This window comes from Corallococcus sp. AS-1-12 (assembly GCF_020036995.1).
Lineage (GTDB): Bacteria > Myxococcota > Myxococcia > Myxococcales > Myxococcaceae > Corallococcus.
In genome coordinates this window covers 26217-48513 of sequence record NZ_JAIQDD010000031.1, presented here as the reverse complement: position 1 = coordinate 48513, position 22297 = coordinate 26217, and the positions used below count along the sequence as shown (strand labels likewise).

The window sequence follows — 22297 nt, the reverse complement described above, 5'->3', positions numbered from 1 at the left end:
GGGGACAACGTGGAAGCGAAAGGTTTGAAGATGGCGTCGCCTCAAGGGGCGGATTCGACCAGGCTCAGCCTGCGGACGAAGATCCTCGGGGGCACGGGCATCTTCGGCATCGTGCTGGTCGGCATCCTGACCTTCGCGTTCTGGATGCAGATGAGCGACGGTCTGCTGGATGAGCTCACCAAGCGCTCGCGCGCGGTGGGCATCGGCATGGCGTTCAGCGTGGCCGCGTCCGCGGCGGCGAACGACGCGGCCATGCTCCAACTGGGCACCGACGCGGCCCTCAAGAGCGTGCCGGACATCGCGTACATCGTCATCCGCGACGCGAGCGGCAAGGTGCTGGCGCGCTCCGCGGACGAGCACTTCGCGACCGCCGCCGCCGTGGAGCCCGCGGACGGCGACGGGGTGGTGGACCGCCTCTTGACGGCCGGCACGCTGCCCGTGGTGGAGACGACGGCGCCCATCCTCTTCGGCCCGCCGGGCGGCGCGCTCAAGCGCGTGGGCACCGTGCAACTGGCGCTGGACCGCGAGGCGCTGGCGGAGTCGCTGTCCTCCAGCACCTGGCGCACCGCGGGCCTGGGCCTGCTGGTGCTGGTGCTGGGCCTGCTGGCCGCGGCCGGCATGGCCAGCCTCTTCATCGTGCCGCTGGAGCGGCTGGCCCGCGCGGCGGTGGGAATCGCCGCGGGGGACCTGCGCCAGCAGATCGACACCACCGGCACGGACGAGATTGGCGAGCTGGCGCGCAGCTTCGCCACCATGGCGGACGCGCTGGTGCACCTGCTGCACGACCTGCGCGGCGCGGCCACGGACCTGGAGCACGAGGCCGCGGGCGTGCTGGCCACGTCCACGCAGCAGTCCGCGATGGCGCACCAGCAGGCGTCCGCCATCAACGAGACCAGCACCACGGTGGCGGAGATCGCCCAGACCTCCAAGCAGGCCACGTCCTACGCGGACGCCGTGATTGCCCAGACGCAGAAGTCGGAGTCGCTCAGCGCCCAGGGCCAGAAGGTCGTCACGGAGAGCGTGGAGGGCATGGAGAAGCTGGGCGAACAGGTGAAGGCCATTGCCCTGGCCATCACCGACCTGAACGAGCGCACGCTGCAGATCAGCGACATCATCGGACAGGTGAAGGACGTGGCGGAGCAGTCCAACCTGCTGGCCCTCAACGCCTCCATCGAGGCGGCGAAGGCGGGCGAGCACGGGCGCGGCTTCGCCGTGGTGGCCACGGAGATGCGCACGCTGGCGGAGCAGTCCCGGATGGCCGCCGACCAGGTGCGCGTGCTCCTGGGCGAGGTGCAGAAGGGCACCCGCGTGGCCGTCACCACGACGGACGAGGGCAGCCGGCGCGCCCAGGCGGCGATGGAGCTTGCGCGCGGCGCGGGCTCCACCATCCTGGGCCTGTCGGAGGTCATCCGCGAGTCGTCCGGGGCGGCGCGGCAGATCGCGGGCAACACGCGGCAGCAGACCATTGGCGTGGAGCAGATCGCCACGGCGATGGGCGAGCTGACGTCCGCCATGAGTGATTCGGTGGAGGGCACCCGGCGCATCGAGCAGGTGGCCGGCAACCTCTCCATCTTGTCGAAGCGCTTCTCTGAACTTGTAGGCAGGTACCAGCTATGAACAGCAACGTGACGGGCGGGGCACGCAAGGCGGCCAAGGTGCTCATCGTGGAGGACACGAAGACCATCACCAACCTCCTGCAGGTCTATCTGATGGGGTGGGGGCTGGACTTCCTGGACGCGCCCAACGGCGCGGTGGGACTGAAGCGGGCGCGCGAGCAGAAGCCGGACCTGATCATCTCCGACGTGCAGATGCCGGAGATGGACGGCTTCGCGCTGTGCGCGGCCATCCGGGGCGACCCGAAGCTGCACGACACGCCCTTCATGCTGCTCACGTCGCTGAAGGACGACGCGAGCCGCCAGAAGGGCAAGCTCGTCGGCGCGAGCGCGTTCCTCAACAAGCCGGTGTCCGTGGACGACCTGCGCTCCAAGGTGCGGGACATCCTCAAGCTGCCGGCCACGAAGTACTGAGCCGCCCGCCCATGTCCAACGAAGACCGCAAGCTCCAGCCCATCGACTTCGAAGAGCTGAAGGCCTCGCTCGACGCGGCCCAGATGCTGCTGGAGGGCGCCACGGTGGTGAGCGCCCACAAGCGGCGCGAGGTGTTGCACCAGCGCGCGGTGGCGCTGGCCAACTCGCGCCACGAGACGCGCCAGGAGGTCGTCACGGTGCTCGCCTTCCACGTGGGCGGCGAGCGTTACGCGGTGAAGATCGACTACGTGGACCACGTGCTGGAGTCGCGCGGGATGTGCTCGCTTCCCGGGGCGCCGCGCCACGTGCTGGGGGCGCTGCTGTCGCGCTCGCGCATCGTGCCGGTGCTGGACCTGCGGCAGTTGTTGGGGTTGGAGGGCGGGGGCATGTCCGACCTGAGCAAGGTCGTGGTGGTGGAAGTGGAGGACGAGGCGTTCGGGCTGGCGGCGGAGGTCGTGGACGGACGGCTGGAGTTGCCGCGCGCGGAGCTGTCCCAGCCGCCGCCGGGGCCGTTCCTGTTCCTGACGTCGGACCGGCTCACGGTGCTGGACCTCACACAGCTGGGCAACCCGGCGGCCGCACGGCGCGGCTAGAGGGGACTGGGTTTCATGGATCCGCAGTTGCTGCGCAGCATCTGGCCGGTGTTCGCCGCGGAGACGCGCGAGCAGATTCAGGCCATCGGGTCGAAGGTGCTGGGGCTGGAGCAGCCCGCCAGCGCCCGCGACGCGGACCTGCTGCCGTCGCTCAAGCGCGTGGTGCACAGCCTCAAGGGCTCCGCGGCGAGCCTGGGGCTGGACGACATCGAACGCATCGTCCACGCCATCGAGGACGGGCTGTCCCACGTCGACGTGGATCAGCCCATCTCCCGGGGCGCCGTGGAGGCGATGCTGCGAGGCCTCTCCGCCATCGAGAACGCCCTCAACCGGGGCGACGCGGGCGAGCAGCCCGTGGTGGAGGGCGTGGCCGCGCTGCTCAAGGCCCTGGGCCACGAGGAGCCAGCCGCCCCCGGCTCAGACGACGCCGCCATCAACGGCCCGCTGGGCGAGGACGGACTCAAGGCGCTGGTGGCGCTGGAGAACGCGCTGAGCACGCTGGTGTCCCCCAAGGTGGAGGACCGGGCGGGCGCGGTGCGCGCGGCGGTGGACCAGGCGCACGCCCTGCGCCAGAGCGCGGAGGCCGTCCAGGCGGACGCGGTGGCCTCGCTGGCGGAGGCCGCGGCGCTGGGCTTCACGCGCATGGAGGAGGGCGGGGACGCGGCGGGCCAGGCGGCGTCGGAGGTGGCGGGCGCGCTGGTGGACCTGCGCATGGCGCTGAGCGTGGCGGAGGACGCGGGCGCGATCCCGGAGCCCGAGCCCGCGAAGCCGGCCCCGGCCCCCGCGGCGAAGCCCGTGGCGCGCGCGAACACCCCGGCCCCGGAGGGGCGCGCCGGGACGGTGGACCGCGCGGTGCGCGTGTCGGTGAGGACGCTGGACTCGCTGGCGCTCCAGGTGGAGCACCTGGTGTCCGGGCGCGCGCAGCAGGGCCGGCGCACGGAGGGCTTCCGGTCGCTGACGGATCAGGCGCACGAGGTCCTGCTGCACCTGGAGCGCGCCGCGTCGCAGTTGGCCATGGCCGGCGGCGGGTCCGCGCTGGAGCCGCTGCGCACGGGCGTGGGCCTGATGCGCACGATGCAGAAGCGCCTCCTGGAGCACGCGAAGGAGGCGCACCGCGACGGTGAGCAGCAGTCGCTGGTGGCGCAGGTCATCCGCGACGACCTGCGCGATCTGCGCATGGTGCCGGCCTCGCAGGTGCTGGAGCCGCTGCGGCGCACGGTGCGCGAGACGGCCTCGCGGCTGGACAAGGAGGTGGCGCTGGAGCTGGGCGGCACCGACGTGCGGCTCGACCGGCGCATCGTGGACGCGCTGAAGGATCCGCTGGTGCACCTGGTGCGCAACGCCATCGACCACGGGCTGGAGATGCCCGCGGCGCGCAAGGCGGTGGGCAAGCCGGAGACGGGCCGGCTGGTGGTGCGGGTGGAGGCGCGGGGCACGCGCATCGGCGTCATCGTGGAGGATGACGGCGCGGGCCTGGACCCGGTGCGCGTGCGCGCGACGGCGGTGCGCCGGGGCCTGATGAACCAGGAGGCGGCGGACAAGCTGTCGGACGCGCAGGCCGCGCGGCTCATCTTCCAGCCGGGCTTCTCCACGCGCGACGAGGTGACGTCCACGTCGGGCCGCGGCGTGGGCCTGGACGTGGTGCTGGCCACCGCGCAGCGGCTGCAGGGCAGCGTGGACGTGGAGTACACGCCCGGCAAGGGCACGCGCTTCATCGTGGACCTGCCGCTGACGCTGGCCGCGGCGCTGGGCCTGCTGGTGCGCACCGGCACCACCGTCACCGCCATCCCCTCCGACACCGTGAAGCGCGTGCTGCGGCTGGACGCGGACGACGTGGGCACGGTGGCCGGACGCGTGGTGGCGCGGCTGGACGGCGAGCAGCTCACGTTCCTGTCGCTCGCGGAGGCCATCGGGCTGCCGCGCATGCCGCTCGCGCTGGAGTCCGGCCGGCGGCAGACGGCGGTGCTCCTGTCCCTGGGCGAGGAGCGCGTGCTGTACGCCATCGACGAGGTGGTGGGGCAGCAGGAGCTGGTGGTCCGCTCGCTGGGCAAGCACCTGCGGGACGTGACGCACCTGGCGGGCGCGGCGGTGCTGGACGACGGCCGCGTGGTGCCGGTGCTCAACGCGCCGGAGCTCCTGCGCGCGGCCAAGCCGGACACGCGCACCTCCTCGGGCGAATCCAAGCTGCCGCGCATCCTGGTCTGCGACGACTCGCTCACCACGCGCTTCGCCATGAAGTCGCTGCTGGAGATCGCCGGCTACCCGGTGGTGACGGCGTCGGACGGCGAGGAGGCGTGGCAGGTGCTGGAGCGCGTGCACTGCCACCTGGTGGTCAGCGACTGGCAGATGCCCCGGCTGGACGGCGTGGGACTGGCCCGGCGCATCAAGGGCCACCCCATGTTCCGGCGCACGCCCATCATCCTGGTGACGTCGCTGGACAGCAACGAGGACCGCGCGGCCGGCCTGGAGGCGGGCGCGGACGGCTACCTCGTCAAGCGCGAGGTGGAGCGCGGCAAGCTCCTGGAGCTCGTGCGCCAACTGCTGCCGGGCTGAAGCGGGGCAGGGTGGCCTGGAACGACGACGCCCCGTCCTTCGCCTGAGCGCGAGGGACAGGGCGTCTGTTCTTTCCGGCGTCACCGCGCTTCAGCGCGGGCGGACCCACGCCTTGGGCCAGTCGTCGAACTCGGTGACCTCCTGGTCGTCGACGAGCAGCGTGTACATGGACTCCTCGGGGAAGTCGCCGATGCGCAGGCGCAGCTCCTTGCCCTCCGCCTTGGTACGCAGCGGGTGGAGCGGGTCCGACGTCTTCACCCACTCCAGCTTCTGCTTCATCAGTTGATCAGCAGTCATAGCTTTGCCTGTGGCTTGGCGTAGATGTTGTCCACGGCCTGGTTGGTGCGCTGCGAGCTGTTGATGATCTTGTCGTACGCCTGCGCCTCGCTCAAGCCGCTCTTCTTGGCTTCGCCGACGAGCTGGTCGAACGAGGGGCCGTCCAGCCGGCCGTACTTGAAGAAGTCACGCGCCTTGAGCAGCGCGGATTCGAACGTGCCCATGAACTGGCGCGCGTCCACGCGGGCCTGATGGCGGATGGCGTGCGCGGCCTTGGCGCGGTCCTCCAGCGACGCGCCCTGCGCCGCCAGCTTCGCGTCGTTCGCGGGGATGCCGGCGACCTGCTGCTTGTACCAGGCGCGGATCTCGCTGTTCGTCGTCGGCTTCTTCGCGCCCACCTCCGTGCTGTTCACCCTCGCCGCCCCCTCGGGGTTGCGCGGGCGGTTGGCCGTCGGCGGTGCCGAGTTCGACCGGGTGGGCTTCGCCGGCGTCGAAGCCGGCGACGTCGTCGTCTGGGGCTTCGAGTCCATGGAGTTGCTTCGACGCGGCTGCGGCGTGGACAGCGCCGAGTCGGACTGCGTGGAACGCACGCTCGAGCTTCGGTTGAGCTTCATGGGGGAGGCTTTCGGGGGCAGGAAGGAAAACCGCTTTCCCTTTTATCGCACTTGCGAGTAGGCGAGTTGCGACCTCCACCCACCTTTCGCGCCCTGGTCCGACGTCTCCCGTCTTCTCATCCCTCAGCGTTGGGCGGGTACGGGAAAGGCGTCATCTCCAGGCAGTACCAGGGTGAGCTCCAGCCGGGGCTCCTCGGCCACGGCCAGCGTGCCTCCCACGCGCTCCGCGAGCTGCTGGAGCATGGCCCGCGTCCGCGCCGTCAGGGCCGCGCCGGGGCAGGCCCGGACGCGCAGCAGCCAATGAGAGGCTTCCTGGGCCGGGCCCAGGTGGACGTCCACGGCCACGGCGCCAGCGGTGCCCCGGGCCAGGGTGCGGGCGAGCAGCTCCCAGTCCGCCCGGGCGCCCCTCACCGGAACGGTCTGCTCCGCGGGCAGCTTCAGCGTGGGGGCGGCGCGGCTTCGCGTAGGCGCGAAGGCTCGCGTCAGCACGGGGCGCAGGTCCTCCAGGCCGGGAACGGGGGGCGCCAGGCGCCGGTCGATGAGCTCCTTCTGATCCGCGGCGACCTTGGCGATGCGCTCCAGGTAGCGCTGCGCCTGCGGGCCCAGCGGTCCCCCGGTGCCCTTGAGCAACATGTCCACGTAGCCCTTCATCACCATGAGCGGCGTGCGCAGGTCGTGGGCCGCGCGCGAGCGCCGCTTGTCCTGCGCCGCCACGGTGCGCTCCAGGCGCCGCTTCGCTTCCAGCAGCCGGGCCTGCCGCGCGCCCTGGGCCACCTCACGCGCGTGCGCCGCGAGCAGCGCCGGAGCGAACGCGCTGAAGCGGGCCACCACGCTCCGCTGAGACGTCGTCAGCGGCGCGGGCCAGGTCTCCAGGATGGAGGGTCGCTTCGAGTCGTTCGCGCGACGGGCGGGCACGTTGCCCACCTTCATCACGCACACGCGTCCTTCATAGAGGGCCGCGCCGGTCGCGCCGGTCAGCCGCAGGGACGCCTTCAGGAGAGCCTCCAGGCCCGCGCGCGTTCCTCCGCGCAGCGCCTGCTCGGCCACCGCCGTCAGCGTCGTTTCCATCCTGGCATCGAGGTCGTCCTCGATGCGCCGCCCCATCCAAGCCCCAGCCCGCACGCGCCAAGGAATGGTCATGCCCGCCGTGAGGCGCAACGGCTCCATCAGGGAGCAATTCCGTTCCGCACCCGGCAGCAATCCTTTACCCACGGTGAGCAGGCCGGGCGGACATTTTTACCGACGCAGGGGCATCCCCCTCAAGCCAAACCCTTGCTCTTGCTGGGAAAAGGTTTTGGCCAGCCGCTTGCTAACACCTGCCCACGTCAGGCTGGGCGGGAAGGGGCGGATGGGTACTCTCGATTACTACGCGACGATGGCTCGGATGGCGCCGGGGGCGCTCGCGAAGAGCGCGGTCCGCCGGGTCCAGAAGGTCGCTCGGCAGGCGCTGTACCGCCGCCGGGAGCAGGTGGACGAAGCGCAGTTGCTGGAGTCCTTCGGCGCCACCCGCGCCGAGGAGCTGGTGACGCTGGCGCTGGATCACCGCACGTCGCGGGCCTGGTGTGAGCTGTCGCAGCGCGAGTCCGCTCGCGCCGCCATCCAGAAGCTCCCGGGCGCGAAGGCGCGCACGCTGGAGCGCGCCGGGAAGGCGCTCCGTCAGGAGTGGGACGTCTTCGGCGCGCAGGTGGCCTTCGGTGAAGGCAAGCCCGTGGACTGGTCCCTGGAGCCGGTGAGCGGCCGGCGCTATCCGGTGGACCCCGTGGAGCGCATGCCGCTGCACGTGACGGGCATGGATCCGAAGTACCCGTGGGTGATGGCGCGGCTGGACAGCGCGCTGGCGCTGGCCCAGGGCGCGTGGGTGGCGGACACCGGAGCGGAGCGCTCGCGCTTCGCCACGGCCTTCGTCGCGCAGACGCTGGACTTCCTGCAGGCGAACCCCGTGGGCATGGGCGTCCACTGGACGTGCCCCATGGAGATTGCCCTGCGCGCGGCCAACCTCGCGCAGGCGCTGGCGATGTTCGCGGACGCGCCGCAGGTGCGCCGTCCGGAGTTCCTGGTGCCCGTGCTGGGCGCGCTCGCGGAGCACTGCGCCTGGGTGGAGGTCCACCTGGAGGACACCAGCGCGGTGCCAAACAACCACCTGGTCTCCAACTACGTGGGGCTCGCGGTGGTGGGGCTGCTCTTCCCGGAGCTGCCCGGCGCGCCCCGGCAGGTGGCGCTCGCGGCCAACGGCCTGCGCGCGCAGATGGAGGCGCAGGTCCACCCCGAGGGCACGTCCTTCGAGGGCTCCATTCCCTACCACCGCCTGTCGGTGGAGCTGTTCACGCTGGCCTTCCTCGTCGCTCGCGGCGCGGGGCTGTCGCTGGGGCCCGCGTACGAGGCGCGTCTGCGATTGATGTTCGTCGCGGCCCGCGCGTGGTCCTCCGAGCACGGCCTGGCGCCGCAGATTGGCGACAACGACAGCGGCCGCGTGTTCCCGTTCCAGGAGCGCGAGGACGGGGACCACGGCTACCTCGCGGGGCTGGGCGCGGCGCTCTTCAACGACGCGGGGCTGGGCGGCGGCGTGTTCCCGGACGAGGCGGCGTGGCTCCTGGGCGACGCGGGCCTGGTGCGCTTCAACGCGCTGCCCGTGGCCGCCGCGCCCGCGTCTGTAAGCTTTTCGGAAGGTGGCTTCCACATCTTGCGCGGTGAGGGTGTCGTGCTCACCGTCTCGGCCGGAAAACAGGGGCAGCGGGGCGTCGGAGGACACAGCCACAACGACAAGCTTTCCTTCGAGCTTCACCTCGCCGGCCGCCCCGTCATCGTCGATTCGGGCACGGGTTCGTACACGCGGGATCCGGCCCTGCGCAACGCGATGCGGAGCACCGCGGCGCACAACACGCTTCAGGTGGATGGGGCGGAGCAGGCCCCGTTGGATCCGGCGCGGTTGTTCGCGCTGCCGGAGGATGCCCGGGCTCGCGTCGTGGCCTTCCAGCCCGGCGCGAAGCATGACCGGCTGGTGGTGCGCCATGACGGCTACCGCCACCTGCCGGCCCCGGTAGGGATTGAGAGGACCTTCTTCCTCGACCGGCACGTGCGCGCGCTGGCCGTGGGGGACCGGCTCGTCGGAACGGGCCGTCATGAGGTGGTCGGACGTTTGCACCTGCCGGATGCGCAGGCGCGGTGGTGCCAGCCCGCGGCGGAAGTGGTGGCGCGGGCGGGGCGCGTGCAGGAGGGCCCGGAGGCCTTCGCCGCACGGGCCCTGGAGATTGGTCCGGCGGATGCACCCGCGGGTTGGGTGCTCTTCGGGCAGGGGTTGGAGACCCTGCTCGTGCCGTCTCGCTACTCGCCCGCGTATGGGCGCGTGGTGCCGGCGGTGTCGGTGGAGTTCCGGAGGCAGATGACGCCTCCGGCTTGGTTGGGGTGGGTGTTCGTCTTCAGGTGATTGGTGTGGGTCGGGACGTGTGAGCCGGCGAGGCCGCACGTCAACTGCTGGGGAGTAACGACAATGCGCGTGATGGTTGGCAACCCGTTGCTGGGTCGGATTCAGAATCGGGAAGCGAAGGTGGGCGTGGTGGGTCTCGGGTACGTCGGTCTTCCGCTGGGCATGGCCTTCGCGGAAGCGGGCTTCCCGGTCACGGGGCTGGACGTCGACCAGCGCAAGATCGACAAGATCGCCAAGGGTGAGAGCTACATCAAGCACATCCCCAGCGCGCCGCTGGCGGAGCTCACCCACGCCGGCAAGCTCAAGGCGACCAACGACTTCGCCAAGGCCCGCGAGCTGGACTGCGTGGTCATCTGCGTGCCCACGCCGCTGACCGCGTCGCGTGAGCCGGACATGACCTTCATCATCCAGACGGGCGAGGCCCTGGCGCCGTACGTGCGCCCCGGCCAGCTCTTCATCCTGGAGTCCACCACCTACCCGGGCACGACCGAGGAAGTGCTGAAGCCGCTGCTGGAGAAGAACGGCCTCAAGGCGGGCGTGGACTTCTTCCTGGCCTTCAGCCCCGAGCGCGAGGACCCGGGCAACAAGGGCTTCAACACCAAGACGATCCCGAAGGTCGTGGGCGGCTACTCGCCCGCGTGCCTGGAGGTGGCGGTCGCCCTCTACGGCAGCGCGCTGAAGGAAGTGGTGCCGGTGTCGTCCACGCGCGTGGCGGAGCTGGCCAAGCTGCTGGAGAACATCTACCGCTGCGTGAACATCGCCATGGTCAACGAGATGAAGATGCTCTGCGACCGCATGAACGTGGACGTGTGGGAGGTCATCCAGGCCGCCAGCACCAAGCCCTTCGGCTTCCAGCCGTTCTACCCGGGCCCCGGCCTGGGCGGGCACTGCATCCCCATCGACCCGTTCTACCTGACGTGGAAGGCGCGCGAGTTCGAGTTCCACACCAAGTTCATCGAGCTGGCCGGTGAGGTGAACTGGCAGATGCCCTACTACGTGGTGCAGCGCACGATGGAGGCGCTCAACCAGAACAAGAAGGTGCTCAACGGCGCGAAGGTCCTCTGCATCGGCGCGGCGTACAAGAAGGACATCGACGACCACCGCGAGTCCCCGTCGCTGCGCGTGATGACGCTCCTCAAGGAGAAGGGCGCGGAGATCGCCTACCACGACCCGTTCGTGAAGGAGCTGCACAAGGGCCACGGCTTCAACATGGAGATGAAGTCCGTCCCGCTCGACCCGGAGACGCTCAACCAGTACGACGCGGTGATGATCCTCACGGACCACTCGCACATCGACTACAACGAGCTGGTCCAGCGCTCGAACATCGTCGTCGACACGCGCAACGCGACCAAGAACGTCACCCAGGGCCGCGAGAAGATCGTCAAGGCTTGAGGCCGCTGACGGAGCATGCGGGCAGGAGGGTCCTCGCTTCACGCCAGGGTGCGTGAGGGGAGGGCCCTCGCCGCGTTTGTGGCTACAGTGCGGGGCCGTGCCTGGCTCCTTTCGCCCCCTGTTCCCGCTGTTCCTGGCCGCGTCCTTCCTGACGGGCGCGGCACCCGCTCCCGATCCTCGCGCCCCGCTCCTGGACGCGATGAGCGCGGAGCTCCAGCGCAACCAGCAGCAGCTCAAGGTGAGCGGCCATGAGGCGCCGTACTTCCTGAGCTACGGCGTGAAGGACTACGAGTCGCGGTTGATCATCGCGCGCTACGGGGCGCTGTTCCAGGACGATGACTACCGCGAGCGCAAGCTGGGCGTGGACGTGCGCGTGGGCAGCTACGACTACGACAGCTCCGTGGCGGACTCGCTGGACTTCGGGTTCAGCACCAGCAAGGGCTCCAGCTTCACCGCGCGCAAGGACGGGCCGCAGGACGACTCGCCGCTGGCGCTGCGCACGGCGCTGTGGCTGGTCACGGACGAGAAGTACAAGGCCGCCCTCTTCCAGTACCTGAAGAAGAAGGGCGAGGACGTCTACACGGTGGAGGACCCCAAGCGCCCCGCGTCCTTCTCCCGGGAGACGCCGGCCACCTACGTGCAGCCGCCGGTGCCGTTCCCGTTCGACCGTCCGAAGTGGCGCAAGCTGGCGCGAGACGTGTCCGCGCGCTTCAACGCGCACCCGGAGCTGTTCGATTCCGAGGTGCGCATCACCGCGGACAAGGTCACCCGGCTGTTCGTGTCCTCGGAGGGCACGCGCCTCATCACGGAGGACACGCTGTACGCGTTCCACGTCTCCGCGGTGACGCGCGCGCCGGACGGGCAGTTGCTGGACGACTCGCGCAGCTTCTACCTGCCCACGGAGGCGGGGATGCCGAGTGAGGCGCGCGTGCACGAGGCCGCGCAGAAGGTCATCGACGAGCTGCTCGCGCTGCGGCAGGCGCCGGCCATCACCCCGTACGCGGGCCCGGCCATCCTGGCGCCGGAGGCCGCGGGCGTGCTCTTCCACGAGACGCTGGGCCACCGGCTGGAGGCGGACCGGCAGGACGGCGACACCGACGGCAAGACGTTCAAGGGACAGGAGGGCAAGCAGATCCTCCCGGCGTTCCTGTCGCTGCGGGATGATCCGTCCCGGCGCGAGGTGAACGGCGAGCCGCTCAACGGCTACTACCTCTATGACGAAGAGGGCGTGAAGGGGCAGCCGGTGAGCCTGGTGGAGCAGGGCGTGCTCAAGGGCTACCTGATGAGCCGTCACCCGGTGGAGGGCTTCCCGAAGTCCAACGGCCACGGGCGCGGCCAGGGCACGCTCCAGCCGGTGGCGCGCATGGCGAACCTGATGGTGGACAGCACGAAGCAGGTGAGCGACGCGGAGCTGAAGAAGCTGCTCATCGCGGAGGCGAAGCGGCAGGGCAAGCCGTACGGGCTCATCATCCGCGACATCACCGGCGGCAACACCAACACGTCCAGCTACGGCTACCAGGCCTTCAAGGGCGTGCCGCGCATGGTGTACCGCGTGGACGTGAAGACGGGTGAAGAGACGCTGGTGCGCGGCGTGGAGATCGTGGGCACGCCGCTGTCGTCCGTGAACCGCATCCTCGCCACGGGGCAGCGGTTGGGCGTGTTCAACGGCTTCTGCGGCGCGGAGAGCGGCAACGTGCCCGTGTCCACCGTGGCGCCCGCGGTGCTGCTCCAGGAGCTGGAGCTGCAGCGCACCATGGAGGGCAAGGATCGGCCGCCACTGCTTTCCAGCCCGGCCGCCCTCCAGAAGGGGACGGCCGGACCGGAGACGAAGTAGGGCTAGCCGACCTTCTTCAGCACCACGTAGCCGGCGGCGGGGATGTTCACCGGGGTGTTCCCGCCGTTCAGCGTGGCGCCGTAGTTGCCGAAGTTGCCGCCGCCGTACACCGCCGCGTCGCTGTTCAGCACTTCCTTCCACTGGCCCGGGGGCAGCGGCAGCGCGTAGCCCTCCAGGTTCTTCTTGTTGAGGCTGCCCACCACGAGGAACTCCTCGTTGCCGGACTTGCGCGTGAAGGCCATCACGCTGTCGTCGTTGTGGGTGTAGACGCGCTTCACCTCCGCCGCCGCGCTGAAGGCGTTGCTGCTGTTCCTGAGGCCGATGGCGTCCTTGTAGAAGCTGAAGGACTGCCGGCGGGTGATGTCCAGCATCGCGTCCTTGCGCTCGGAGGCGGGCAGCGCGGCCACCTCCGCGAACAGCTTCTTGTCGTCCGCGGAGAAGGCCTTGTACGCGCTGTCCTTCGCGCGCGCGTCCGGGGAGAGGCTGAAGAGGCGCTCGTAGGTGGCCCTGGTGGTGTCGTTGAACGTCACCTTGCCGAAGTCCACGCCCTGGCCCACGTCCTGCCAGCTCCAGTCGCTGTCCCAGGTGGACGGGTTGCCCCAGCGGAAGTCGTTCTGGGCGCCGAACTCGTCACCCTGGAAGAACATGGGGATGCCGGGGCCGGCCATGCCGATGCCGGCGGCGAAGCGGGCGGCGCCGCGCGACCAGTTGTCCGGGAAGTCGGTGGCCTCCGCGCCCTCCGCGGTGTTCATGGTGCGCTCGGCGTTCCCCACCTCGTCGTGGTTGCTGATGATGGACAGCGCGTGCTTCCAGCCGTCCAGGCCGCGCGGGTTCGTCATCAGGTTCACGAACGCGTCCACGTCCGTCTTCATCCCGCGCGAGGCCGCCTGGATGAGGCCCGGCTTGCTGTTGTCACGCACCAGCCGGTGCTGGAACTCCGTGTACCACTGGGCGTCGAAGCCGCCGCCCGTGCCGTCCGACTTCGCCGGGCGCGAGATGTCCGGCTCGTAGTCGAACTGCTCCGCCACGGTCCACGCGTTGGGGTTGAGGAAGTGCACCTGGCGGTTGATCTCCCGGAGCATGTCCCAGCCGTCCTTGCCGCCCGTGCCCTTGATGGGCTCCGTGAAGTCGAAGCGAAGGCCGTCGAACTTCAGCTCGGCGATCTGCTGCACGGCGTGGTCCACGAAGAGCTGCTTCACCTGCGGCGTGTTGTACGCGGGCACGGCACCCCACGGGGTGTCGCGCTGCTCGAACTGGCCGGGCTCCTTGGACCAGTTGAAGTAGGGGTTGCTGGGGCCGCCCACGTTCCACAGGCCGTTGTGGTCGCCGAAGACGTGGTTGTAGACGACGTCCGACACCACGTTCAGGCCCTTGCCGTGGGCCGCGTCGATGAAGCGCTTGAGGGCCTCGTCGCCCTCCACCCACTGGCCGTTCTCGTCCTCGAAGCCGAAGGAGCTCTCCGTGGCCAGGCTGTTGACGCCCAGGTAGCCCCAGTTGCGCGCGCCCTCCACCTCGTTGGTGGGCAAGAGCTCCAGCGTGGTGACGCCCAGCTCCTTGAAGTAATCCAGCTTCTTGATCAGGTCCTCCATGGTGGAGCGGTTGGCGTTGCCCGCCTCGCCCAGGAAGCTGCCCGCGTGGAGCTGGTACACCACCCACTTGGACGGATCCTTCTCACGCGGGACGTCGTCGTTCTTGAACTGGAACGTCGTGGGGTCGGTGAGGATGGAGCCGCGGAAGGACACGCCGCTGCCCGTGGTGATGAGGTCGCTCCAGGGGTCGTTCTCCGTGGAGGCCAGGCGCTCCGTGTCGGAGAGCTTGCCGTCGTTGTTCACGTCGTCGCGCAGGTGCAGCTTGCCCTGCGCGTCCTTGTCGAACACCTGGAACTCGTAGCGCAGGCCGGCCAGCTTCTCCGGATCATTGACGAGCGCGGTCCACGCGCCGGCCTGGTTCGTCATCTTGATGCGGCCGTCGTCGGTGACGTTGCGCGACCAGAAGTCGTTGAACTTCCCGCCGTGCAGCTTGTCGATGAGGGTGTCGTCGAACCTGCCCAGGCGCTCCTGGAGCTGCTGCTTGTTCAGCGGGTTGCCGTCGCCGTCCTTGAGGATGAGGTACGCGCTGTCCGCGTCCTCCGCGCTGTCGATGTCGAAGCGCATCAGGCCGGTGGCGCCGGGGAAGTAGCGGTCCACCTCCTTGCCGCGCGTGGGGTCCAGGTAGAGCCGGTCCAGGCCGCGCTGCTCGCCCATCATCCGGCGTGCGTAGGGGTCCGGCCGGTCGCTGACGGCGCCCGTGGAGTCCACCACCTCGTAGACGTAGGCCTTGCCCTCCATCTGCGCCCACGCGCCCCTGGCCTGCGCGGTCCAGTTGCCGCCCTCGTCGCGCGTCATGGGGATGCGCTGCTCGCGGCCCTGCGGGTCCGTCACCTTCACCTGCACGGCGCGCGCGTCCGGCGCCCAGAACTTGAAGTTCACGTCCTGGCCGGACTTCTGCGCGCCCATCGTGTGGTACGTCGTGGGCGAGTAGGACGCGGTGGACTTGGACAGGTCCAGCTTGAGGTTGCCCTCGCCCATCACCGCCCACTGGTCCTTGCCGGACGGGCCGTCCACGCTGACGCCCCACTCCCAGTTGTGCGCCAGGCCGTCGTCCGCCACCTTCACCGTGGCCTCGTACTTGCCGTTGCCCAAGGGCTTCATGGGGATGCCGCCGGAGGACCACTGCGCGCTGTAGCGGCCGTCCGCGTCCCAGCTTCCCTTGAGCTTCGGGTTGGTGAGCGCCGCGTGCGGGCCCGCGTCGTACGTGAAGGTGATGGTGCGCGGGGTGGGGTTCGCCACCGTCGCGGCGTTCTTCACCGCGGACGTGGGCGCGGCGCCCAGCAGCGCGCTCGCGTTGGCGGAGCGGGCCAGGTTGCCGGTGCCGGCCACCGGAGCGCGCGTGCCCGTGGCCGGAGCGGACTCGAAGCCGGACTGGTTGCGCTTCGCGGCGGCGGCCTTCGCGGCGGCGGCCTTCTGGCGCTCCGCCAGCGTGGCGGCGTTGGGGGAGGTGCTACCCGTGGCGGGCGTCGAGGTGAGTTTCGGGCGGTTGATTTTTGAATCAGTCACGGGGCAATCCTCCGGCGGCCCACGCATAGCGGGCATGCTCAACTTGTCGGACTTGGGGCCTCCGGAGTTGTGTCCGGTGGCGCGGAAGTGGGCGAATGTGGGGCAGGTGACGCTGGGAGCTGTGGATTCCCAGGAACTCCGCGTACTTCCGGGCGCGGAGGGGGTGGTGGTGGGGCCAGCCGGCCCCCCTTGAAGCCGCGCAGGTACACGTAGCGGCGGAAGTCCCGGAGGAAGGCGTCCACGGGCAGGCCGATGGCCTCCAGGAAGCCGCCGGTGAAGTCCTGGCCCCCGCGCATGGCGCCGAGGACGCCGCGGACGCGCCTCTCGCCGTAGCGCTCCATGAGGAAGGTGAAGGCGTGGTGGGCGGCGCCGTAGACGGTGGCGTTCTCCGTCTCGTAGAGCGACTCGGCGCGGGCGAGCGGATCCGCCTGGGGGTGGTCATGGAGGAAGCGGGACAGGTCCTCCAGGCTGGGGACGCGGTAGCCCTGGCCGGCGGTGTACGAGGCCATGCCCTCGCTGAACCACAGGGGGATGCCCTTCTTCGTCCAGTCCGACACGGTGGCGGAGGCCTGCCACATGAGGCTGTGGGTGAGCTCGTGCAGGAGCAGCTCGTCCACCTGCTTCTGGGTGGCGCCGGCGCGCGTCCAGGTGCGGGGGCTCTGGACCTCCACCTGCTCGTAGCGGGCCCAGGCGCGCAGGAAGTCGTAGCCGGAGCGGCGGGCGGCGCGCTCCAGGGCGGCGTGGTTCGGGTGGATGACCAGGGTGACGGGCTCCTGGAAGGTGCCCCAGCGGGCCAGGCGGGGAAAGGCGTTCTCCACCGCGCGGCGGACCATGTCCGCGGCCTGGGCGTCCCTGGCGGAGTGCTCGAAGCGGAACTCACCGCCGGGCAGCGCCAGTGGGGCGCTGGGCTCGGCGGCCTTCTTCGGCGCGGCGGCGCACGCGGACAAGAGCAGCGTCGTCCCGAGCAAGGCGAGCAGGGCGGGCAGCAGGCTCCTTCGTCCGGTACCGCCCACCCGCATCCGCACGTCCCTCTAGTTGGCCCCGAGCCAGCGCAGCACCGCGCGGCCCACGTCCGCGACGGTGGAGAACGACGCTACCTCCGGAGCGGAGGGGCCGAAGTAGAGCATGGGCACGGCGTGCACGGTGTGTCCTCGAACCGACAGGTCCTCCACGTTGCCGTGGTCGCTGCACACCAGCACGCGCGCGTCGTTTGGCCGGGTGGCCGCCACGGCGCGCAGGAAGGCGTCGAAGGTGTCGAGCGCCAGGCGGGCGGCGGTGAAGTCCCGGGCGTGGCCGGCCTCGTCGGCGAGGTAGTGCTCGAAGAAGGTGAAGTCCGCCCGCCCCGCGATGCGCCAGAAGAGGGCCGCGGCCTCGGCGGGCGTGCGGTGGGGCACGTCCAGGCCGTGCGCGCGCGCGGCGGCGCCGGTGATGTCGTGGGTGAGGCCGTCGCCGGCCCGCGCGTCGTCCAGCGTGCGCAGCGGCTCGGCTCCCGCGGCGAAGGCGAGCTTCGCGGCGGAGGGGCGCACCTTGCGCGCGGCGCGCTCCGGCAGGGTGAACTCCGGCGGGGACGTGGACGGGCGCCGGGGCACGCCGAGCGCGTCCAGGTAGGGCGCGGGGTACGCGTTGGCGAAGGTGGCGGTGCGCCCCGCGGCCTTGAGGCGCCGCACGATGGAGCGCTCCGCGAGCAGGTCCCTCAGGGCGGTGTTGGGGTAGCCCAGCACGTGGCCGCCCACGAGGACGGGGGCGGGGTCCCCGGTGAGGATGGCCGTCTGGTTGGAGGCGGACTGGGGCCGGCCGGGCACGCCGAAGGTGGGGTCCACCGGAAGGCCCACGCCGCCATGCGGCAGGACGGGGACGGGGGCGTCCTGGAACCAGGACAGCAGGTGGTCCCGGTCCGCGAGCGGGTTCACGGCGGGGTCCTTCCGCCCGATGCCCACCCCGTCGATGAACAGGACCGCGACGCGCACGGCCCGGGACTGTATCCTCGAATCCGACACGCATGGCCATCCACGGCGACCTCTTCAGCTACCCGCTCCCCGAGTTCCTTCAATGGCTGGACAGCTCCCGCAAGACGGGGACGCTCCAGTTGTCGTGGGAGGCAGGCGAGCGCAAGTTGTTCCTCCTGTCCGGCCAGGTGGGCGCCACCGCGAGCGAAGGCCTGCGCGGCCGGGTGGCCCGCCTGCTATCGCTGCCGAAGCTGGCCGCGGGCACGCGCGTGCTGGCGGCGTTCGACGAGCTGGCGCGCACGCCGGACGTGGACGCGGCCTTCGACGCGCACGGCGTGCAGGCGCGGTGGGTGCGCGACCTGGGCCGCGAGGAGCTGTTCGCGGCGATGACGGACCTGACCATCGCGGGGCAGGGCACGTTCCACTGGACGGAGGACGCGGACCGCACCGGCGAGGACTGGGTGCCGTCCGACATGAGCATCCGCGAGCTGCTCTTTGAGTCCCTGCGCTGGGTGGACGAGCAGGGGGACGTGGACAAGGCGCTGCCCATCGACGCGCTGAGCGTGAGGGCGCTGTCGCCGCCCAGCCCCAGCCAGCCGCTGATGCACCGGATCATCCTGGCGCTGACGACGACGCCGCAGAACCTGGGGCGGCTGCGGCTGTCCATGGGCGTGTCGCGCTCGTCGGTGACGCGCCGGGTGCACGAGCTGCTCCGCGCGAAGCTGGTGGAGGTGGACGGCGCGCCGCAGGTGGAAGCCGACCCCGTGGCGGAGATGCTGGAGAAGGGCGCGGTGCTGATGCGCGAGGGCCAGTACGACGCGGCCGGCATCGTCTGCGCGTCGCTGCTGGCCAGCGACCCCGCGGACCGGCGCGTGCGCGAGTTCGCGCGCCTGGTGCAGCGCGAGCACGTGGCCGCGCTCTACGCGGACCTGCCGCCGCTGGTGGTGCCGCGGCTGATCCAATCCCCGCAGGCGATGGTGATGCTCAAGCCGGAGGAGCGGCAGATCGCCGGGCTCATCAGCGGGACGTGGGACGTGTCCACGCTGGTGCTGGCCAGCCCCGCGCGGGAGCTGGAGACGCTCAAGACGCTGGCCAAGCTGCACCGCATGGGGCTCTTGGAGCTCACGCTCCCGCGCTGAAGCCGGAGCGCCGTGGGCACCGGCCTGGAGCCGGGCCCCGGCGAATCACCCGGCGGTGGGAAGCCCCACGGCGTTGAGCCGCACGAAGACCTGCATCAGGACGTAGAGCGCGAACGCCGCGTCGTCCACGCGCAACTGCGGCAGCGTGGACAGCCCCTGCAGGCGCAGCAGGTCCGAGCCGTCCACGTGCAGCAGGAAGGCCTGCTGGGCCAGGGAGCCTTCCCCCGCGAACGCCATGGCGCGGCGGACGGCGTCGGTGCAGGCGGTGACGCAGGTGGTGTAGTCCCCGGCGGTGAAGGCGGCCTCCGCGGCCCGGGCGTGGTCGAAGAGGTCCCCCGGCGCCAGCGCGCTCGTGGGGCCCAGCAGCTTGCTGCCCGTGACCGGCGCCACGGCCACGGCGGGCACCGCGGCGGGCTCCACGCGCGGCGGGGCGGGCGCCGTCAGCGTGCGGGGCACGGGCGTGGTGGCGACGGCGGTGGCGCCCGTCTTGGGCGCGGCGGACGGCGGCGCGGCCGGGGGCTGGCGCTGGTGCAGGTGCTGGGAGAGCTGCGCCTCCAGGCCCGCGGGGGCCGTGGCCGCCGGGGCGGTGCGGGGCGGCGGGACGATGCGCTTGGCGCGCAGGTCCTTGATGACCAGCCGGGTGATGGTCTTGAGCGCGTCCATCACGCCGCGGCCGTTGGCGGCGGCCGTCTCGAAGTCGGGGACGCCGCGCGGGTTGAGCTCCCGGCGCAGCTCCTCCACGGAGAGGATGTTGTCCAGGTCCCGCTTGTTCCACTGCATCACCAGCGGGAAGTTCTCCAGGCGGATGCCGTTCTCCAGGAGGTTCTCCTCCAGGTTCGCCAGGGACTCGCGGTTGGCGTCCATGGCCTCCGCCTGCGAGTCCGCCACGAACACCACGCCGTCCGCGCCCTGGAGCACCAGCTTGCGGGTGGCGTTGTAGAAGACCTGCCCGGGCACGGTGTAGAGGGCCAGGCGCACGGAGCAGTCGCCCACGCGCTCCACCTTCACCGGCAGGAAGTCGAAGAAGAGCGTCCGGTCGCCTTCGGTGGCGATGGACATCATCTCGCCGCGGTGGGCCGGGCGAACGGTCTCGTAGACCTTTCGCAGGGTCGTCGTCTTCCCCGACAGGCCGGGGCCGTAGAAGACGATCTTCGCGGCCACTTCGCGGGCCATCAGGTTCACGCTGCTCACGGTGTCAGCTTACCTAGAACGACTCGGCGCCCGGCGCCAGTTGCCGGGCGAACATTCGCGGGCGTCCCGGCCCGGTGCTCCGCCGCGAGCAGGGCGAAGAGGGCCGCCTCCTTCGCCTCCTCGGGGAACCCCAGCACGTCCAGCCGCTCCAGCGGCACCGGGGCCAGCCGCGCCCGCAGGTCCGCCATCAGCACCGGATTCCGGGTTCCGCCGCCGGAGACATACACCGCCTCCAGCCGGGGAAAGCGGGGCCGCACCCAGGTGTCGAAGGCGCGCGCGGTGGCCTCCACGGTGAAGGCGCGCGCGGTGGCCATCAAGTCGTGGGGCCGCTCCGGGGCCGCCGCCCAGAGCCGCTCCACCAGCGGTTCGCCGAAGCCCTCGCGGCCCGCGCTGCGCGGTGGCGGACGCGCGAGGAACGGGTGCGCGAGCAGCTCCTCCAACAGCGCGGGGATGACCTGGCCCTGGGAGGACAGGCTCCCGTCGCGGTCGCACGCGAGCTGGCCCTTCGTCACCCGGCGCGCCAGGCCATCCAGCACCATGTTCGCGGGCCCGGTGTCGAACGCGAGCGTGTCGTCCACGTGGTGGCCCACGACGCTGATGTTGGCGATGCCGCCCAGGTTGAGGAACGCGCGCGTGACGTCCGGCCGTTCGCGGTTCCGGAAGACGGCCCAGTCCAGGTAGGGCACGAGCGGCGCGCCCTGGCCGCCCACCGCCATGTCGCGGGTGCGGAAGTCGCTGACGACGGGCAGGCCGGTGCGCTCGGCGATGACGGCCGCCTCGCCAATCTGGAGCGTGGAGGCGATGGCGGACAGGTCCGAGGGCAGGTGGGCCATCGTCTGGCCGTGCGAGCCGACGACGTGGACGTCCTCGCGCTTCACGCCCGCGCGCGCGATGACGGCCAGCACGGCCTCGGCGAAGCGCTCACCCAGCTCGAAGTTGAGCGCGCAGAGGCTCCGGGCGTCCTGGGGGCCCAGCACCCGCGCGACCAGGTCCGGCGTGAAGGGCTGGGAGACATGCGCGAGCAGTTGGAGCCTCACGTCCGCGCCGGTGCCGTCCACCCGGCACAGCGCCGCGTCCGCCGCGTCCACGCTGGTGCCGGACAGCACGCCCACGCACAGCCGGGGCGGCAGGGAGGGGGAGGGGGGCGTGGCGGGGCGCATGCGCCAAGTCTAAAGGCCCGCTCCCACGCCCGCCGGACCCCGGCCCGGAGGGCACCCCCGTGTGTCTGGGAGTGACGCCCTCGCTGTCGGATTCCGGAGGAAGTCCGCTCAGCGAGACGAGCGCCGGCCCGAAGCCGCTCGTACCGCCGCCGGGCGTTCGAGCCCTCGCAGGCCCGCGTCCTTCATCCGCCGCCGCGCCTGGGCCGCTGTCAGCCCCGTGAAGTGCATGGCCAGCGCCAGCTTCACGTGGTCACCCGCGGCCTGGAGCAGCGCCTCCGCCCTCGCCGGGGGCAGGTCCGTCAGCTCCGCGACCATCCGCGCCGCCCGGGCGCGCAGCTTCGTGTTCGTGGGGCGCACGTCCACCATGCGTCCCCGGTACACGTGGCCCAGCGACACGAAGGCCGCGGTGGTGATGGCGTTGAGCACCAGCTTCGTCGCCGTGCCCGCCTTCAGCCGCGTGGAGCCCGCCACCACCTCCGGCCCCGTGCGCGCCAGCACCACCGTGTCCGCGCGCATGGCCGGCCCGGGCGGGTTGCAGCACACCAGCACCGTGCGCGCTCCTCGCTCGCGGGCCGCGTCCAGCGCGCCCCGGACATAGGGCGTGGAGGCCGACGCGGTGATGCCGCACACCACGTCCCGCGCAGTCGCCCGGAAGGCGCGCACCGCCCGGGCCCCCGCGGCGACGTCGTCCTCGGCGCCCTCCACGGCGCGCGTCAGGGCCCGCCGGCCTCCCGCCATGGCCGCCTGGACCCGCGTCGCCGGGACACCGAAGGTGGGGGGACACTCGCTCGCGTCGAGCACGCCGAGCCGACCGCTGGTTCCCGCGCCCACGTAGAGCAGCCGGCCGCCAGCACGAAATGCTTCCGCCACGGCCCGGGCCGCCGCCGCGATGGACGGCAACGCCTCACGGACCGCGCGGAGCGCGATCTGTTCTTCTTGATGCAACCGTCGGATGACCGCCTCGACAGGGAGGAGGTCCAGGTCATCCGCGCGGGGATGGAGCCGTTCGGTGGGCGGAAGCGCGGACTTTCGAGCGCGCGTCATGCCCACCGG

Annotated in this window: 18 protein-coding genes; 9 read left to right on the top strand and 9 right to left on the bottom strand. The window is 71.3% G+C overall.

Annotated elements, in window-relative coordinates; genetic code table 11:
- The first annotated feature begins 30 nt into the window (after positions 1–30).
- Genes K8556_RS32945 through K8556_RS32930 form a run of 4 tightly spaced genes read left to right on the top strand, consistent with a single transcriptional unit; the run spans position 31 to position 5173 of the window.
- Positions 31–1617: a methyl-accepting chemotaxis protein gene (locus K8556_RS32945; protein WP_223744075.1), complete on the top strand. Its 1587-nt coding sequence runs from the start codon at positions 31–33 to the stop codon at positions 1615–1617.
- Positions 1614–2027, top strand: a complete 414-nt coding sequence (locus K8556_RS32940; RefSeq protein WP_014398150.1) for a two-component system response regulator — start codon at positions 1614–1616, stop codon at positions 2025–2027. Before K8556_RS32945 ends, K8556_RS32940 begins: the two co-directional genes overlap by 4 nt.
- A gap of 11 nt (positions 2028–2038) precedes the next feature.
- A complete protein-coding gene (locus K8556_RS32935) occupies positions 2039–2620 on the top strand; it encodes a chemotaxis protein CheW (protein ID WP_223744074.1) in 582 nt (193 codons plus the stop codon).
- A 15-nt stretch (positions 2621–2635) separates the two neighbouring features.
- The gene (locus tag K8556_RS32930; protein WP_223744073.1) at positions 2636–5173 is read left to right on the top strand and encodes a response regulator; all 2538 of its coding nucleotides are present in this window, start codon (positions 2636–2638) and stop codon (positions 5171–5173) included.
- Positions 5174–5263: 90 nt separating this feature from the next.
- Here the strand turns inward: K8556_RS32930 and K8556_RS32925 are convergent, their stop codons facing one another.
- Together K8556_RS32925 and K8556_RS32920 are read right to left on the bottom strand one after the other, a co-directional pair.
- On the bottom strand, positions 5264–5452 hold the full coding sequence (locus K8556_RS32925; protein ID WP_199724589.1) for a hypothetical protein: 189 nt from the start codon (positions 5450–5452) through the stop codon (positions 5264–5266).
- A gap of 14 nt (positions 5453–5466) precedes the next feature.
- Positions 5467–5862: a hypothetical protein gene (locus K8556_RS32920; protein WP_223744072.1), complete on the bottom strand. Its 396-nt coding sequence runs from the start codon at positions 5860–5862 to the stop codon at positions 5467–5469.
- Here K8556_RS32920 and K8556_RS32915 point away from each other — a divergent pair.
- Positions 5852–6124 carry a hypothetical protein gene (locus K8556_RS32915; protein ID WP_223744071.1) on the top strand — a complete coding sequence of 91 codons (273 nt, stop codon included), beginning with the start codon at positions 5852–5854 and terminating at the stop codon, positions 6122–6124. The genes K8556_RS32920 and K8556_RS32915 overlap by 11 nt on opposite strands.
- Before the next feature lie 62 nt (positions 6125–6186).
- On the opposite strand, the gene K8556_RS32910 is transcribed toward K8556_RS32915, so the two are convergent.
- Positions 6187–7131: a histidine kinase dimerization/phospho-acceptor domain-containing protein gene (locus K8556_RS32910; RefSeq protein WP_223744070.1), complete on the bottom strand. Its 945-nt coding sequence runs from the start codon at positions 7129–7131 to the stop codon at positions 6187–6189.
- Between the two features lie 280 nt (positions 7132–7411).
- On the opposite strand from K8556_RS32910, the gene K8556_RS32905 reads away from it, so the two are divergent.
- The 3 genes from K8556_RS32905 to K8556_RS32895 all read left to right on the top strand — a co-directional run bounded on the left by K8556_RS32905 (position 7412) and on the right by K8556_RS32895 (position 12713).
- On the top strand, positions 7412–9487 hold the full coding sequence (locus K8556_RS32905; protein WP_223744069.1) for an alginate lyase family protein: 2076 nt from the start codon (positions 7412–7414) through the stop codon (positions 9485–9487).
- A 72-nt stretch (positions 9488–9559) separates the two neighbouring features.
- Positions 9560–10879, top strand: a complete 1320-nt coding sequence (locus K8556_RS32900) for a nucleotide sugar dehydrogenase (protein WP_304504025.1) — start codon at positions 9560–9562, stop codon at positions 10877–10879.
- A 97-nt stretch (positions 10880–10976) separates the two neighbouring features.
- Positions 10977–12713: a TldD/PmbA family protein gene (locus tag K8556_RS32895; protein WP_223744068.1), complete on the top strand. Its 1737-nt coding sequence runs from the start codon at positions 10977–10979 to the stop codon at positions 12711–12713.
- 2 nt (positions 12714–12715) lie between these two features.
- Here the strand turns inward: K8556_RS32895 and K8556_RS32890 are convergent, their stop codons facing one another.
- From K8556_RS32890 to K8556_RS32880, 3 genes are read right to left on the bottom strand one after another with little or no spacing between them, the layout of a single operon-like run.
- Positions 12716–15808, bottom strand: a complete 3093-nt coding sequence (locus K8556_RS32890; protein WP_223744067.1) for an alpha-amylase family glycosyl hydrolase — start codon at positions 15806–15808, stop codon at positions 12716–12718.
- Between the two features lie 38 nt (positions 15809–15846).
- Positions 15847–16827 carry a hypothetical protein gene (locus K8556_RS32885; protein WP_223744123.1) on the bottom strand — a complete coding sequence of 327 codons (981 nt, stop codon included), beginning with the start codon at positions 16825–16827 and terminating at the stop codon, positions 15847–15849.
- Between the two features lie 12 nt (positions 16828–16839).
- The gene (locus K8556_RS32880) at positions 16840–17775 is read right to left on the bottom strand and encodes a metalloenzyme (RefSeq protein ID WP_223744066.1); all 936 of its coding nucleotides are present in this window, start codon (positions 17773–17775) and stop codon (positions 16840–16842) included.
- Between the two features lie 32 nt (positions 17776–17807).
- Between K8556_RS32880 and K8556_RS32875 the strand changes: the two genes are divergently transcribed.
- On the top strand, positions 17808–18893 hold the full coding sequence (locus K8556_RS32875) for a DUF4388 domain-containing protein (RefSeq protein WP_223744065.1): 1086 nt from the start codon (positions 17808–17810) through the stop codon (positions 18891–18893).
- 45 nt (positions 18894–18938) lie between these two features.
- Here K8556_RS32875 and K8556_RS32870 read toward each other — a convergent pair whose 3' ends face one another.
- The 3 genes from K8556_RS32870 to murQ all read right to left on the bottom strand — a co-directional run bounded on the left by K8556_RS32870 (position 18939) and on the right by murQ (position 22288).
- A complete protein-coding gene (locus tag K8556_RS32870) occupies positions 18939–20084 on the bottom strand; it encodes an ADP-ribosylation factor-like protein (RefSeq protein WP_223744064.1) in 1146 nt (381 codons plus the stop codon).
- On the bottom strand, positions 20081–21244 hold the full coding sequence (locus tag K8556_RS32865) for an anhydro-N-acetylmuramic acid kinase (RefSeq protein ID WP_223744063.1): 1164 nt from the start codon (positions 21242–21244) through the stop codon (positions 20081–20083). The genes K8556_RS32870 and K8556_RS32865 overlap by 4 nt, the downstream gene beginning before the upstream one ends.
- 108 nt (positions 21245–21352) lie before the next feature.
- Positions 21353–22288 (bottom strand): N-acetylmuramic acid 6-phosphate etherase, encoded by a 936-nt coding sequence (murQ, locus tag K8556_RS32860; protein ID WP_223744062.1) that lies wholly within the window; start codon positions 22286–22288, stop codon positions 21353–21355.
- Positions 22289–22297 lie beyond the last annotated feature (9 nt).

What these genes read in the sequence shown, in the direction of transcription:
- K8556_RS32900 (WP_304504025.1), top strand. Translation starts at nt 9,560, where the DNA reads ATGGTTGGCAACCCGTTGCTGGGTCGGATTCAGAATCGGGAAGCGAAG.
- K8556_RS32940 (WP_014398150.1), top strand. Translation starts at nt 1,614, where the DNA reads ATGAACAGCAACGTGACGGGCGGGGCACGCAAGGCGGCCAAGGTGCTC.
- K8556_RS32875 (WP_223744065.1), top strand. Translation starts at nt 17,808, where the DNA reads ATGGCCATCCACGGCGACCTCTTCAGCTACCCGCTCCCCGAGTTCCTT.
- K8556_RS32910 (WP_223744070.1), bottom strand. Translation starts at nt 7,131, where the DNA reads ATGGAAACGACGCTGACGGCGGTGGCCGAGCAGGCGCTGCGCGGAGGA.
- K8556_RS32905 (WP_223744069.1), top strand. Translation starts at nt 7,412, where the DNA reads ATGGGTACTCTCGATTACTACGCGACGATGGCTCGGATGGCGCCGGGG.
- K8556_RS32930 (WP_223744073.1), top strand. Translation starts at nt 2,636, where the DNA reads ATGGATCCGCAGTTGCTGCGCAGCATCTGGCCGGTGTTCGCCGCGGAG.
- K8556_RS32935 (WP_223744074.1), top strand. Translation starts at nt 2,039, where the DNA reads ATGTCCAACGAAGACCGCAAGCTCCAGCCCATCGACTTCGAAGAGCTG.
- K8556_RS32925 (WP_199724589.1), bottom strand. Translation starts at nt 5,452, where the DNA reads ATGAAGCAGAAGCTGGAGTGGGTGAAGACGTCGGACCCGCTCCACCCG.
- K8556_RS32945 (WP_223744075.1), top strand. Translation starts at nt 31, where the DNA reads ATGGCGTCGCCTCAAGGGGCGGATTCGACCAGGCTCAGCCTGCGGACG.
- K8556_RS32865 (WP_223744063.1), bottom strand. Translation starts at nt 21,244, where the DNA reads ATGCGCCCCGCCACGCCCCCCTCCCCCTCCCTGCCGCCCCGGCTGTGC.
- K8556_RS32885 (WP_223744123.1), bottom strand. Translation starts at nt 16,827, where the DNA reads ATGCGGGTGGGCGGTACCGGACGAAGGAGCCTGCTGCCCGCCCTGCTC.
- murQ (WP_223744062.1), bottom strand. Translation starts at nt 22,288, where the DNA reads ATGACGCGCGCTCGAAAGTCCGCGCTTCCGCCCACCGAACGGCTCCAT.